At 60.4% G+C, this 14188-nt stretch carries 14 protein-coding genes and 1 pseudogene; 5 read left to right on the forward strand and 10 right to left on the reverse strand.

The features are described from left to right. Positions 1-211 precede the first annotated feature (211 nt). Positions 212-1570, forward strand: coding sequence for a hypothetical protein (locus tag F758_RS0126250; RefSeq protein ID WP_024510667.1), 1359 nt, complete (start codon positions 212-214; stop codon positions 1568-1570). On the opposite strand, the gene F758_RS0126255 is transcribed toward F758_RS0126250, so the two are convergent. Beyond that, on the reverse strand, positions 1556-2308 hold the full coding sequence (locus F758_RS0126255) for an alpha/beta fold hydrolase (RefSeq protein ID WP_024510668.1): 753 nt from the start codon (positions 2306-2308) through the stop codon (positions 1556-1558). The two genes, F758_RS0126250 and F758_RS0126255, sit on opposite strands and share 15 nt — an antisense overlap. Before the next feature lie 46 nt (positions 2309-2354). Beyond that, entirely contained in the window at positions 2355-3485 is a 1131-nt protein-coding gene (locus tag F758_RS0126260; RefSeq protein WP_024510669.1) for a hypothetical protein, read from the reverse strand. A gap of 259 nt (positions 3486-3744) precedes the next feature. On the opposite strand from F758_RS0126260, the gene F758_RS0126265 reads away from it, so the two are divergent. After that, positions 3745-3987 (forward strand): zinc-finger domain-containing protein, encoded by a 243-nt coding sequence (locus F758_RS0126265; protein WP_024510670.1) that lies wholly within the window; start codon positions 3745-3747, stop codon positions 3985-3987. A 14-nt stretch (positions 3988-4001) separates the two neighbouring features. Beyond that, complete coding sequence (locus tag F758_RS0126270; RefSeq protein ID WP_024510671.1) at positions 4002-5207, forward strand: FAD-dependent monooxygenase; 1206 nt, start codon at positions 4002-4004, stop codon at positions 5205-5207. Here F758_RS0126270 and F758_RS0126275 read toward each other — a convergent pair. The 4 genes and pseudogenes from F758_RS0126275 to F758_RS0126295 form a co-directional block, all read right to left on the reverse strand. Further along, the gene (locus F758_RS0126275; protein ID WP_051387050.1) at positions 5186-5542 is read right to left on the reverse strand and encodes a hypothetical protein; all 357 of its coding nucleotides are present in this window, start codon (positions 5540-5542) and stop codon (positions 5186-5188) included. The genes F758_RS0126270 and F758_RS0126275 overlap by 22 nt on opposite strands. 444 nt (positions 5543-5986) lie before the next feature. Further along, a complete protein-coding gene (locus tag F758_RS0126280; RefSeq protein ID WP_198026571.1) occupies positions 5987-6760 on the reverse strand; it encodes a methyltransferase domain-containing protein in 774 nt (257 codons plus the stop codon). 763 nt (positions 6761-7523) lie between these two features. Further along, a pseudogene (locus tag F758_RS53365) lies at positions 7524-7934 on the reverse strand (IS5/IS1182 family transposase); the annotation flags it as partial. Positions 7935-8931: 997 nt separating this feature from the next. After that, complete coding sequence (locus F758_RS0126295) at positions 8932-10071, reverse strand: MFS transporter (protein ID WP_024510676.1); 1140 nt, start codon at positions 10069-10071, stop codon at positions 8932-8934. A gap of 309 nt (positions 10072-10380) precedes the next feature. Between F758_RS0126295 and F758_RS0126300 the strand changes: the two genes are divergently transcribed. Beyond that, positions 10381-10695 (forward strand): hypothetical protein, encoded by a 315-nt coding sequence (locus F758_RS0126300; RefSeq protein ID WP_024510677.1) that lies wholly within the window; start codon positions 10381-10383, stop codon positions 10693-10695. Between the two features lie 189 nt (positions 10696-10884). Here the strand turns inward: F758_RS0126300 and F758_RS44600 are convergent, their stop codons facing one another. The 3 genes from F758_RS44600 to F758_RS46655 form a co-directional block, all read right to left on the reverse strand. After that, a complete protein-coding gene (locus F758_RS44600) occupies positions 10885-11694 on the reverse strand; it encodes a hypothetical protein (protein WP_051387048.1) in 810 nt (269 codons plus the stop codon). Positions 11695-11847: 153 nt separating this feature from the next. After that, the gene (locus F758_RS50965) at positions 11848-12462 is read right to left on the reverse strand and encodes a potassium channel family protein (RefSeq protein ID WP_198026572.1); all 615 of its coding nucleotides are present in this window, start codon (positions 12460-12462) and stop codon (positions 11848-11850) included. A gap of 121 nt (positions 12463-12583) precedes the next feature. Continuing rightward, entirely contained in the window at positions 12584-13369 is a 786-nt protein-coding gene (locus tag F758_RS46655; RefSeq protein WP_502689183.1) for a restriction endonuclease, read from the reverse strand. Positions 13370-13446: 77 nt separating this feature from the next. Between F758_RS46655 and F758_RS53370 the strand changes: the two genes are divergently transcribed. Continuing rightward, positions 13447-13593 (forward strand): hypothetical protein, encoded by a 147-nt coding sequence (locus F758_RS53370; protein ID WP_084305658.1) that lies wholly within the window; start codon positions 13447-13449, stop codon positions 13591-13593. A 25-nt stretch (positions 13594-13618) separates the two neighbouring features. Here the strand turns inward: F758_RS53370 and F758_RS0126325 are convergent, their stop codons facing one another. Next, positions 13619-14176, reverse strand: coding sequence for an amidohydrolase family protein (locus F758_RS0126325; RefSeq protein WP_024510680.1), 558 nt, complete (start codon positions 14174-14176; stop codon positions 13619-13621). Positions 14177-14188: the final 12 nt, after the last annotated feature.

Here is a 14188-nt window from a genome sequence, read left to right on the forward strand (position 1 = left end):
AGCAGCCTCCCGTTTCCGGTAGCGGCCAGAACCTTGAAACGCCCCTTTTTCTTGGTCGGAAAGACAGCCCCGGCCAAGCAGGTTGCTACAACTTGGTCAGCCGCTTTGTGAAATCAAGGCGGCGTGTTGCGACTATTGGGGTATTTCGGCTGGCCCGCCATTCCCGGCATGGTGAGGCAAACAGGGGAGACTCACCATCAATACCAAGGTTTTGCGCGCGCGCCTGGCGGATACCGGCGCGATATGGATCGCTGCGGTCGTCATTCCCGCATTTCTGATCGCCCCGGCGCTGTGGAACGGCTATCCGTTGTTGCAATTCGATACCGGCGGCTATCTCGCGCGCTGGTATGAGGGCTATCTGGTCCCGAGCCGCTCCACCGTGTTCGGCCTTTATCTGCACTTTGGCGAAGGCTCGGATTTCTGGATCAACCTGGGCATCCAGGCGCTCTCAACCTTCTGGATCCTGCAACTCACCTTGCGCGTGCTCGGTCTCGCCCAGCCCTTTCGGCTGCTCTGGATCGGTCTGCTGCTGATCCTGACCACGGCCTTGCCCTGGCTTTCCAGCATGCTGCTGACCGACATTTTTTCCGGACTCTCGGTGTTGGCGCTGTTCATCCTGGTGCTGCACGGACAGAAGATTTCCCCGCTCGAGAAGGCCTCATTGTTCGTCTTCATCGCCTTTTCGGCCGCCACCCACAGCGCAACGCTCGGCGTGCTGCTGGGACTGTGCCTGCTCGGCTTGATCGCCAAGCCCTTGCTGCGTACGCGCATCGCGTTGTCAGGACTGTTGCAGGGCGTGCTTTCAATCGCGACCGGCGCGATGATGCTGCTTGCCGCCAACCATGCGCTGTCAGGGCAATGGGCATGGACGCCGGGCGGCTATGGCGTCGCCTTCGGGCGAATGCTGCAGGACGGCATCGTCGCGCGTTACCTGAACGACCACTGCCCGCGCCAGAACTTCAAGCTTTGTCCCTATCGCAACGCGCTTCCCGCCACCGGCGATCAGTTTCTCTGGGGCGACAGCATGTTCGACAAGCTCGGCCGTTTTGCAGGGCTCGACGACGAGATGGGCTACATCGTCACCCATTCGCTGGCCGACTATCCGGCCTTGCAGGCAGAGGCTGCGTTGAAAGCGACCGTGGAGCAATTGCTGCATGTCGCCACCGGGGAAGGCTGCACTGAATGGCTGGGCCACACCTACGGCATCATCAAGCGCTACATCCCCTCACAGACCAGGCAAATGGACGCCGCGCGCCAGCAACGCAAGGAAATTAATTTTTCTGCCGTCAATTGGCTGCATGTTCCGGTGGCGCTGGCCTCGATGCTCGTGGTCCTCTCGCTGCTCGGCTACGGCGCGTGGCAGCGCCGGTTCGACGATCTCACTCTGCTTGCGGCGACAGTCAGCTTCGCGCTGCTCGGCAACGCCATGATCTGCGGCGTGATTTCGGGACCGCACCACCGTTACGGCGCGCGGCTGGTGTGGATCGCGACGTTCACCGCGCTGATCGCGGCGTCCCGATTTTTTGCTGACGACGAGAGCGAACTGAGCGACGATCTAGGCACGCCGTGACAGGAAATCGACGACGCCGGTCTTGTAGACCTTGTCGCCGACCGCGCGCATGTGGTCGCGATTGGGAATGTCGAGCACTTCGGCGCCGGGGATGAGCTCTCCGAGCTCTTCCGCCGAGCCCGCGACTTCATCGGCGGTGCCGACCGCGATCAGCACCGGCACGTGGATCGCCGATACCTGTTCCCGGCTCATCAGGCCGCGCGAGCCGCGCAGGCAGGCGGCGAGCGCCCGCCGATCCGAGCGGGTCTGATCGGCAAAGGCCCGGAAGATGCGCCCCACGGGATCTTCTACGTCGTCGAGCGAGGGGGCCTCCAGCGCCTGCGCTACATTTTCTCCAGGGCCGCCGCCCTCGATCATGGCCATCCCGATGCCGCCCAGGATCGCCGACCGCAACCGTTCCGGCTCGTTCAGCCCGAGCCAGGCCGTCATCCGCGCGCCCAGCGAATAGCCCATCACATCGGCGCACGCGATCTCAAGGTGATCCATCAGCGCGACCACGTCGCTCGCCATGATCGGAATGGAATAGTCCGCGGGATCGTAGAGCTTTTCGGACTCACCATGGCCGCGATTGTCCAGCGCAATGACGCGGCGGCCGTTCTTGCGCAATTCCGAGACCCAGGTCGGGTAGACCCAATTGACATTCTTGGTCGACGCAAAGCCGTGCACGAGCAGAATGGGATCGCCCTCGCCTTCGTCGAGATAAGCAATTTCGACGGCGCCGTTGTGGAAGCTCGGCATCAATCGTTCCATTTTTTGCGGGGTGGAAAGTGGAGGCTTGTTGAAGTTAGGCGTGCGCCGTTCCGTTCGCCAGAGCGGCGGCTGCCCTCTGTTTATGCAGGCGCCGCCTCTTGCCGCGATCGAGTAAGGCCTGGGTCGCCCGCTCGGCGGTCGCCTTGATCGAGGACAGAAAGCCGAACAGCGCCATCAGCGCGCCGAATAGCCACAGTGCGAGATCGAACGCGCCGCTTGCGAGCAGCAGCGCGCCGCGGCCGAGGAGTTTCAGAATCGCGCGGGTGCGGCCGCCTTCCGCTTTCGCCAAACGTGCGGCCCGTGCGACATCCTTCGGATCTTCGGCGATCTTCAGCGTGTCCAGCGCCCCACGCGTGCCGGCCCTCTCGGTGACGCGGCCGACATCCTTGGCAAGCGCCACCAAGGCGCCGGCCTTTTCCGTGCGGAAGGCGGCGCGGATCGCGCCTGCCGTCTGGCCCGGTCGCAGCACGGATCCTGACGCCACCGCCTGCTCAAGCGCCGGCGTATCGACGATCTCGCGGGTGGAACGGCCGGCCCATTCCGCAAGCCCCTCGCCCAGCCGGCCGACCTTGCGCGCGTCCTTCACCAGGGAAAGGCCCGCGCGCACAGGTCCCGTCCCGCCGACCGAAACATAGGTCGCTGCAGTCACCGCAAGACCGGCGGCGGCAAGGCCCAGCACCAGGCGGTCAGCATCCTCGCCCATCACCAGATGTTTGCCCTCGCGCAGGATGTCGCGAATGTCGCCGAAGACGAAGAGGTCACCCGTCACCGTGCCAGACAGGCTCGCGACATCGTCGGCCTGGCCCGTTACAAGCCCCGCGGCAAAACGCTTGGCGAAATGCGCGCTGGAGTTTTCCTCCGCGACAGCCTCCGCCACCCGGCGGGTCATGTCATCGGGCAGAGAAATGTTCTTCTCCCCCGCCAACGCGACAAAACTGTTGGCTAGGTCGGCGTCGCCCGCGGCCAGCGCCGCGTCGATATTTTGCGCAATGACCGTCTGGTTGTTCCGCAAGACAGAATCGAGCTGAAGATTGGATAGAGTTGACGGATCATCCTGCGCGGCCAAAACGGCCCCCGCATGGCGCGCATGCGGCCACAGCGCAACGCACAGAACTGCGCTGACTGTGACGCATAGCAATGCCGTACGGAGATGTCCTCGTTTCATCCAAAATCTAGGGTTTTGCCGCCTTTTTCGCGTGCTTCTAAATCGTGCTTCTAAATAGTGTGCCGAATTTGCGACACAACGGCCCCGACGAAAGAAGGGCTTCTCTGAGAGGACAAGATTGTGTCGAATTTACATGAACAAATCGGTGGCCACGGGCTAATAAGGAATCAATCCATCCGCAGGTCAGGGGTGCGCGGCGGCTTCCCGCCATGCGTAGCATTGATTGCGTCCGTTACCATTGCCACTTAAGGTGAATTCGATGTCCGATAATGTTGTCCCGCACTTCCATAACGATGCCGGCGTGCCCGTCATCGAGATCGGGTCGCAGGAGTTCATGTGCGTCGGTGCGAATCCACCGTTCGATCATCCGCATGTCTTCCTCGATCTCGGGAACGACAACGAGATCATCTGCCCCTACTGCTCGACGCTGTACCGCTTTGCGCCCGATCTCAAGGCCGGCGAAGCCCGCCCCCCCGAGTGCGTCCTGAAGGACGTCGCCTGACCTAACCTCACGCGGTGGCTGCATCCCGCACCATCTTCATCGCCGGTGCCGGTATCGGGGGGCTCACGGCGGCGCTTTCGCTCGCGAACAAGGGATTTCGCGTCGTCGTTCTGGAGAAGACCGAGCGGCTGGAGGAAGTCGGCGCCGGCCTGCAGTTGTCGCCCAACGCCAGCCGGATCCTGATCGATCTCGGCCTGAAAGACCGGCTCGGCCGCCGCGCCGTGATGCCGGAGGCGATCTCGATCATGAGCGTACGCGCCGGCGGCGAGCTTTTGCGCGTGCCTCTTGGCAAGGCGGCCTGCGAGCGGGCCGGCGCTCCCTATTGGGTGATCCATCGCGCCGACCTGCAGAGTGCGCTGGCGGATGCTGTGACCGACCATCCCGACATCGAACTCAAGCTCGGCTGCCAGTTCGAGGATCTCGCAGCCCATGCCAAGGGGCTCACGGTCGTTCACCGCAGCGGCAACGATCGCCGCCAGGACGTCGGGCTGGCGTTGGTCGGTGCCGACGGCGTCTGGTCCGCCGTGCGAAATCACTTGTTCCCGGACGCGCAGCCACGGTTTTCCGGGCTGATCGCCTGGCGCGGCACACTCGATGCAAACCAGTTGCCGCGCGAGTACACCGCCCCCCGTGTCCAGCTCTGGATGGGACCGAAGGCGCATCTCGTCGCCTACCCGATTTCGGCGGGACGTCAGATCAACCTCGTGGCGGTCGTGCCGGGAAGCTGGAACCGGCCCGGCTGGAGCACCCCGGGTGACGAGCGGGAATTGCGGAGCGCGTTCGAAGCCTCGGGCTGGACGGGTCCCGTGCGCATGTTGATCGGCGCGGTCGACGGTTGGCGCAAATGGGCGCTGTTCACCATGCCGGAAGGCTGCGACTGGCATCAGGGCGCGGTGGCGCTGTTGGGCGATGCCGTCCATGGCATGCTGCCCTTCGCCGCGCAGGGCGCGGGTATGGCGATCGAAGATGCAGCGGTGCTCGCGAAAACGTTGAGCGAGGGACCAAGCGAGACCTCGGCCCAGGTCGCGGCGGCATTCAAGCGCTACGGACGGCTGCGCCGCGCGCGGGTCGCACGGGTGCAGCGGCTGGCCATCAAGCAGGGCCGCATCTATCATCTCGCCGGGCCGATCGCGCTGGCGCGCGATCTTACGATCAAGGCGATGGGGCCGGAGCGGATGCTCGCCCGGCAAAACTGGATTTATGACTGGCGGCTGACGTGACCGCGCGGGGGCGCGGGCTTTGCGGGGGGCGTTGCCGGTGCGGCCGGGGGCGTTTCATGGCAGTTGTTCTTGCGCCAGGCTTCCTCCGCAAACTTGGCCTGGCCGCGCACCGCGATATAGTCGTTGCGATACGCCAGTTCGGCGACCACCGGTCCGGCGGTGCCGGTCTGGGCCTTGGCCATCAATCCCTCCAGCTCGGCGGCGCGGTTGGCGAGATTCTTTCGCTCCGGCTCCAACTGCTTGCAGTCCCACAGTTCGTATTTGGCGGGATCGGCAAAGGCCGTGCTCACACCCTCGCCCACACTCGCGCAACCCGCCAGCGTGACAGGTAACATCAGCAGCACCGCCCCCGCGGCGGGACGGAGCGAACTCAGCAAAGCGGACAAAGAGGATGCGCGGGCGGCCATAACCGGTTCGTAAATCGACAAGATTGACATTTGCTAAAGCAGCCGCTCTTGTCCGGATTGAGGCTGGCGGGCGAAGCAGCTCAGCGGCCCCCGGCATGCGGGAAAGCTGCCGTTCCCTCGCCTCACTCCACTTCGGAAAATGCGCCAACTGTCTGATTTGTCTAGCATGATCTGTTTGGCTAACGGCGGGATCAAACCAAGCTATCAGCCGACGTGGGAGTCGGGGCGATCGGCCACGCAAAGAAAAAATTGTACCTGCGATTAATCCAACACGGATCGCGGTCGAGCAATGGGGGCATGAGGATCGACTCAAAGAGGTGCCGCCGGCGGCCGCCCGAGTCATCAGCGCGCATGGCGCCGCCGTGCAGCGTATCAGCCATGCCAGAATCTAAGTTTGCGCTTGATGAGACTTGCAGCGCTGCGGTGTGGCGCGTCGCGATAGTTCTCGGCAACCTGCTCTGATAACGTCGCGTGGGTCGTACGCAATTCAAGGCCGATGCGAAACCGCTCGGCCACTGCCTTGCGCAGCACGTAATTGACGTTGAAGTTCGGGAGTGTCTCCGGCGCGCCGGCGCTGTGTGCTGTGTTCATGTGATCGGGATCGCGAACATCGAGACCATCAGAACGGAAGGCGCCACTTCCGGCCGCTGTGTAAAAGCGATCAACTACTTCATAGCCATTGATTTGGGCGAGGTCATTGAGCAATAGCGGATTATAGTTGAAGTATCCGTGATCGACATAACCGACACTCGGAAGCTGATGCATCACAACGCCGCCCAGACGCAGTGCATCGTGGATCACTTCGAACGCATTCAATTGGTTGATGACGTGCTCCGTCGTCCCGAAATTAAGCACGAGATCAAACTTCCCGCGCCGATCACGTGGAATGTGGTCGTTGTTTAGATCAAAAATGTCGGTGCGTGGCGCCGGGCACACGTCATAGCCAACATAATCGATTTCGGTGAGATCAAGCAGATCAGCAAGAAAGGCAGTTCGCTCGCCTGGGCGCACGATTGAGGTGCGTGATATGCGCCTCGCCGCCTCCTCAATCTGCGCGGGTTCGAGCGAGCGGCCGAATTTCTGAAGGAATGCGGTGATGCGCTCCGGAGCCGCATTGTAGAGATTTTGCGTGCCGACATCGAGCATGCGCGTCGACGGCGTGAGCAAGCCCATTTGGGCCAGATATTCCAGTGCGCCGAGCCCGATCGCCATTGTTGGTCCCTCTTTTCAGCGGCCTGATTTCAGCACTGATGCGAACCTTGCCGGCTATCGCTTGGGTCCCGTGGAATGTGTCCGATCATTACGATGTTTCGGGGCTGTAAAATGGCCGTCAGCCACTTCGTTTGGTGAATCGAGTCTTGATCTCGGACGGCCTAGGATGATGGGGCCATAGCAGCAGCCTCTCCAACATCCTAAAGCGTTTTTAGCCCACAACCTGATCGCGAGCAAATCAATGCGGCTCGCCCTGCCCGCCTGCGCGGGCAGGTTGTCGGGATCAACCAGATGCGTCTTCAGCCCAGGGCGGACGGACCCAGGCCGTTCAGGTGCCGCTACGGTTCTGCAAAACACGAGGGATCTTCTGCAAAACAATTGCGGCGAAAAGGCAAAAAAGCTATGCAAATCAACATCGCGGACGTGGCGGAATTGGTAGACGCAAGGGACTTAAAATGCCTTGCGACTCTTGAAAGCTCTGGCTTTTTTTGGAAAACACGACGGCGCTTTCGGCCTCAACGTGCCGGAACGAAGGGAGATCTGGAAAACCTTTCGGCGCCGTCATAGCCGTCGCGATGGCATACACGCAGGAATGCCGAGACGGCAATAAAGCATTAACAGTGATGATCGATGGCCGTGGCCTCGACCATTCGGCGAGGGCTTTTTGCCACGGGTCGTGGATAGATCGTCGTCGCCGTTAAGAAGCCCATTTGATCGCGGCTGGAGCGGCGAGCAGGTGCGACAGGGCGTTCAGGATTAGGCGCGACAGAAGCCTCAGCCAAGCGAGGACGAGCCGGAGGTCGTGGCCGGTCCTGAGAATGTTGGCCGCATCGCCGTGACGACGCTTGAAACAGCAGCGATCGAAGTGCCCCTCCGTCCTCATGTGACCGATTACGGGCTCGATACCCGAGCGGCGGCAGAGCTCGTGCTTGATCACTCCGAAGACGCCGCGCTCCCGGCCGGAGATGAAGACACGACGCGGGTTTTCGGTTTTGTGACCTTCCATAGCCCTTGTTTTGGGCGCGCTCGACCGGACAGCGGTGAGCGTCTCGGCGCTGACGATAACGTCGCCGAGCGTATGTTTATCACGGGGATTGCCAGGCAGCGCCTTCCATTGAGTCGACTTGCTGCCGGGAAACCGGCCGCCCTGAACGTGGGACCGGGCCGCTCTAACGCATGCCAAGCTGCTCCATCTCGCACTTACGACTTGTGCCTCCTCACCGGTGAGTCCTCTTAGACGAGTGGCCGCTTGAGCTCCTGGTGCGCCCCAGCGCTGTTCCCTCCCCCGCGACGGCGAGCCGCCGGCCAGCGGGCTTTGTCGGATCGAATTGCCGAGTGCTGCGCTTCGCTGCGGAGACGTGAGTGGATGCGAAGGCGCTGACATTGAGCAAATATTTAAAGCGTCTCCAAATGCACCTGCATGTCTTTCATAGCCGCCCCATTTACGCGCTCTGGGAGCCGCCCATGATGAGCGATCCCGGGTCGCGATTGGCTCCGAGCGTCACTTCAGTTTTGCCTCACTAGGTGCCCCAGAACCTCGTTGCAACCCTGCACAGCCTCAGCGAACGTTCTGAAGGGCGAACCGCCTATCTTGATTGCGCCGCACCTCGGGTCAAGTTGGCGCCATGACGCCACGTAGCCGGCACGTCCATGAAAACCGGGGCCGGTGGGACTCTCATAGGTAATGACGAACGAAAAGCCGGCGTCAGTTGCGCTCCACACCTTCAAATGCTCGACGGCGGGGTGAAATTGGAGACTCATCGCCAGTGGTTTAGACTGTCCGCTCGCAGCAGGGATTGAGGCCAGCGCAGATGTCAATGGACGCACATGCAGTTTGGCGAACACGCGTTGGCTCTCTGGACTCCGCTTGACCAGTTGCAATTATTCCATGATCCATCTTTGGATGACCGATTTCGCTGTCTCAGCTTCTAACAGTGAACTGGCGACTGGCGCTTGGCACATCCGAACCGATACGAGCCCATCCTCGTTGCCCGGCCACTCCCTTCCGAGAATGCTACAGGATTTAGGCCATTGCTCCTGCCCCGCAGCTTTAACCCTTTTCCGGCGCAACGTGGCTCTCGAAACTTCGGCGCCTCGAACTGCACTCACGTCGGATCTAGAATGACCATCCGAGCCGAAAGCGTCACCATGCACATCAAGCCGCCTAGCAGGGCGAACGCCAAAGGCAAGCCGGCTATATTGGCGACAAAGCCGACCGCAGCGGGACCGAAGAGCATACCCGCGTAGCCAGCTGTCGTGATTACAGTGATTGCAAGCCCAGTCGGCATCGATTTCTGTTTGCCGGCGCGGCGGCAAAGCACCGGCACAACGTTCGATGCACCCAGTCCGATAAGCAGAAATCCGCTCGCGGCAATCACCGCAACGGGCGAGGCAAGTAGAGCCGCGAACCCTGTCATGATCGGCAGAATTCCAAACGTGATTGTGGCGCGGTCACCCACTCGCGTCACGACGGCGTCCCCACTGAGCCGCCCTGCGGTCATCGCAACGGAAAACAGCAGATACCCAACGCCAGCATCGGCAACCGCGACAAGGCCCCGGTCAACCAGAAGCAAGGCGCTCCAGTCGAGCATCGCGCCTTCGACAAGAAAAGTAACGGCGGCAAACGCCGCTAACAGCAAAAGGTTGCGATGTGGAAACACGAACGATGGTCCCTGGTGCATCCGAGATGTTGCACGCAACCGCGGCCAAGCCACCATAGTTGCAGTTGCGATCAGCCCAGAACAAACAAAGGTTGAAACGAGTGAGCCGATCCGCAGCGAGAGGCAGGCGGTCATACCCGCAGAGCCAGCGACTTCGCCGATGCTGTACAGGGCGTGAAAGCCGGACATCAACGGACGACCTGCGACACGCTCCAAGTCCATTGCACAAACGTTCATGCTTACATCGATTGCCCCGAGCGAGGCGCCGAAAGCAAGCAGCACCATGCCAAGTTCCAGGGGGGTACTGGCGACAGAAAGCCAGGGCAGCGCGAGCGCAATACCAACCCCGCCCGCTAGGATAATGGACTTGCAGCCGTAACGCATGGTCATCGCGCCGGCCAAAAGCATGGCGATGACCGATCCAACGCCGAGGCAGAGCAGCAGTTCACCAAGCACGCGATCATCGACCGCGAGCCGGGCCTTCGCAAGGGGGACCAAAGGCGCCCACGCAGATAGGCCGAATCCAGCTACAAAAAATGCTAGTCGCGTCGCGAGCAAGCCGGCTGGCCGATTGGCAGATGATATCAAAGGGGACTCCGGACAGAACGGCATCGCGAGCGCGGCGTCGGGCGCTTCTTGCGCGCTGCAGAAATTGACGCTGATTTCGTCAAGTAGACACGTTGATGGTTGCAAGTTCGATGCCGCTAGCAGGTGTTCCCGGTCGGTTTGCCTCAGAGCGCGGACAAGAGACGCGCCGAACCCTTTCTGGAAGCGGTTACGGCGGACCAGGCGCCCCGCACAATCGCGCGGGCTTCCAGATCCTCCATTGTCGTCGGACGCACTACACAGCCTTGTCGCAAACCGCACACATTCGCAGTAACCGATGACGATCAGTTGACGTGGCAAGGCTCAGCTGACTATCCGCCGCGGAATGTAACGCAATGGGTCGATTATTTACGAGCCGGCATCAAGCCGATCCATGCGGCGCGCGGGGAGCTCACCACAGTATTCAATATGGAGCTCGCGCTCGGTCTTCGTGCGCTCGGTCAGTCCGAGAATGGCCTCGGCATTGTGAAGCCGCGCGCAAGCTGGACGCCATGTTCGGAATCGACGATTTCAAGCAGAGGAACGAACAGCGCTCGGGAGCTTCAAAATGACTTTAAAACGAGTCAAAACGTTCTCGTTCTGATCGCCCTCGATAACCGCTAAACGCTTGATGACCGCCCTGGTGTCGCCGGGAAGTCCACGCCTGAAACAAGCAAGCGAACCTCGTCACCATTTACAAAAATGAAATCCGCGCGGTTCGAAATAAAGCCGATCGGATCGTGCGCACCGCGAACCTTCCCGTGCGCGGTGTTAAACGTGATATTTTTCGTTGATTAGATAGCCGTATCGGGCCTACCCGGTCCCGTATAAGCCATCCTTTCCTTTCGGGTACTGCGTGAACTGAACTTTGTTGTAGTCCGGCTTCAAAAGGTTGACGAACGCCTTCTCCGCATCCGCAACGACCATCTTGTTATCGATATTTCCGGAGAACTCCTCGCCGGTGAAGTCATGCTCCGGCTCGAACGTCTGCATCACCAGGGAGTTTACCCTGAACAAGAACAAATACGTCTCATCGGAAACGCGTGCTCCAGGATATCGCTGCGGCTCGTTTGCCAAAATCTCGGTCCGCGCGTGGTGACCTTTAGCGATCACGCGATCGAAGCTATCCCCGGTTCTCGCGATGCCAACGTACAGAAGATCGTAAACGGCAAACTCAGCATGCCGGTCCAGCCCTTCGATTCCTCGCCGTCCATGCGAACGGTCAAAAATCAGCTTCTCCGTCGTGAACCACTCGAGAACGTTCGAGTCATCCTCATCCGCCGGGCCGTCCCAGATGCGGACGAACTTTGGTCCGAGTTCGATGCAAACAGTTTCGGGGGCGGCATTCTCGACACCCGGCAGAGATCGGACGTTAAGAACGACAGCGTCTGTCAAACGTCCCTCGATAGTGACGTTAAAGCTAAGCCGCCAGGTCTCGTCATCCTTCTGGAAGTCGCTAAATTTCGCCTCGGGCCGACCTCCGATGACGTAAAAATCGCTTTCGCGAAGCAGAGCCTCGACCTCGGGATCGTCCTTAAACCAAACGGCTTCCTGGTTGGGCATTGGCGGGTATACCAATTCCAACATTGAGATCTTGGACTTCGTGACGGTCGCGTCTGGCATCGTCCGTGAATCCGTTAAGACAGGCCAATTAGAAGGTCAAATCTATCGTCGAGAAGCGGTTTTAAACCAGGCGGCGATAATCGCACGAGCGATCTTAATCTGCGTCACCGCCACGCACCGCATGCGAACACCTTCTCGCTCAGTGACGTGCTTTCAGCGAGAGAGTTGACGACGCTGTCGATGATGCACTCGTTTACGTGATGTCGGGATACTGGAAGGGCGGATTCGAGGAGTCAAAGGCCCAGTGGGTCTGAAACCGCGCTCTGGTCGGCTCATGACCCGTGCCAATATCACCACGATTAGTATAAATGCGACGAGAATTTCAAGCATGGTCGCTATCTTTGCGGCCATTGATTCTGGGTGGATATCGCCATAGCCCACTGTCGCCATGGTGACGAAGCTGAAATACAGGCAATCAACGACCATTCCGATCGGAGGCGGGGTCAACAATCGTGGCAACCGATTATACTGAAACCAGATCCACGAGTTCTTGTCCGCCAAATCGATCATTCCAGTGTATGCCTCGGGACCGGAAAACAGAGCCACATAGTAGTGGATCAATGCAAACAATATCGCTGTCGTGCCGACGAGTTGCACGACGGTGAAAACAGATCTTGGAGATCCATCCAAAGCGCCTAGCGATGCAAAGCTGTACCACAGTAGATAAAGGTAGTGCGCTGCAAAGATTCCAGCGACAGGGATGAGCGTCAGGATGATCGAGAGGGATGCAAACTCGAAATTTATGTCTGTGTTGCCCGCTCTCAGCATTTGAATCGCTATTGCGATTGCGAGGCCCAAGCTACCGCTGCAAACCAACGCGGAAAACAGATACGAAGGCAGGAGAAGAAGGAGAATAATCGGATGCCGGCTGACGAACTCTGTGTATTTGCTATGAGCTCTTAAGATCAGAACAGGCGTCGAGCGGAAGAGCCTGTTGACACGCTCGAGAAGAGTTGGACTTCGCATTGATATCCCCCATATGATGCGAGGCGGGAATATACAACGATCTTGCAACGCAGAGGGAACGAACAGCCGGCGCCGGACGCGTGCGCGGATAGGTCGCCTGGATGCCCGGCAGTTTGATCGCGAACGCGCTCGTTGAGGAGCTCGTGCCGGTGGCTGAAACAGAGCTTTGGGACAGGTCACGCACCCTGGCGAATGCTTGCTCGGTCTCAGCGGCATGTCGGACCTTGCGCTCCAATACGACGTCGAGCGGCAGCTCTCGCCCCAACGTCTCCGACAGGTCGAACCCGTCCATGCAAATGATGTTTTTCGCTCGCCCGAAGGCCTTCAGGCCGTCCTCGGAGAATCCGATGTAGCTGACGAACAGCCCGCGGGTCCAAGCCGCCTTCTCGCCGATTTTGGCGTGGAAGCCGTGGAGGTCCTTCACAGCGGTTTGCTGGTTTTGCCACTTGGCCTCGACGAGATAGGTCTGGCCATTCAGCTCGAAGCTGCCGTCGATCTGCTCACCGATCAGACGGAAGGAACCGCGGGCGTTCAAACTGAAGGAGTTGAACATTTTGGTCAAGAATTTCTCAAAGCCGTAGCCGCGCGGCTGCGGATCGAGAGGGGACAACGCGATCAGGGCGTCGTGAAGTTTCCGGTACACGGCGCGATCGCCGGCCGGCTTCGGTTGCGGGTCGGGCTCTTGATTCGTGCCGGCAATGCGCTCCAACTGCTGGTCTATGCGATCGCAGATGCGGTATCCTTGGCAACGCACCGCGATCCGCTTGCGAACCGGTTCTGCATGCAATGTGGATTATCGGCTTGTTTCTGCTCCTGGGGCACCTCCTACATAACCTAGTTCGCCGGCGCGCAGTTCGTTATTTCCTGCTCGGACCGGCAACCGACGCGCTCGCCGTGCCACTCTATGAGAATCGCAAGCTGGTCACCTCGTGATCTCCCGTAGCTCTACGGTTCTCAGTCATGGCAATCCGTAGAGAGCGGCAGGCGTGTCGCCAAGGATCCGCTTTCGAGCGTCCTCGCCCGGGACGAGCTCGTCGAGCCATTCCAGGGTCTGCGCATAGGTTGGCGCATAGGCGTGAGCGGCTGTGATGTGCGGCCACTCTGGCGCCCAGAGCAGCCGTTCGGGCGCGAGCTCCTCCAGCATCCTTCCCGCTACTGCCTGCGCCCAGCGATCTGTGACGCGTCCGATGCCCGACAGCTTGACCCAAACCTGGGCGCCCTTGGCGAGTGCCAGGAGCCGATCGAGCCGCACATCCCAGGCAGGATCGCGGGTACTGTCTGCATGTCCGAAACCAGGGAATACCAGGCGATGGCCGTCGGCCAGGAGCAGCTCTGCCTTGCGCTCATCCGCCGGGCACTTCCAGGTGGAAGCCCACTGAAGCAGCCCTGAGGGACTCGGCCAGGGGATCCAGATCATCGAGGGTGAGCGCCAGCCTGCCGCGCCTGATCGGCGCCATTCCTCAAGAACCTCAGGCGCGAGTGGTTGCACGAGGGGCGGAACGAACCTCTCCGGCATCTGGGCCTGGCT

The sequence above is a fragment of the Bradyrhizobium sp. ARR65 genome, from assembly GCF_000472385.1.
Lineage (GTDB): Bacteria > Pseudomonadota > Alphaproteobacteria > Rhizobiales > Xanthobacteraceae > Bradyrhizobium.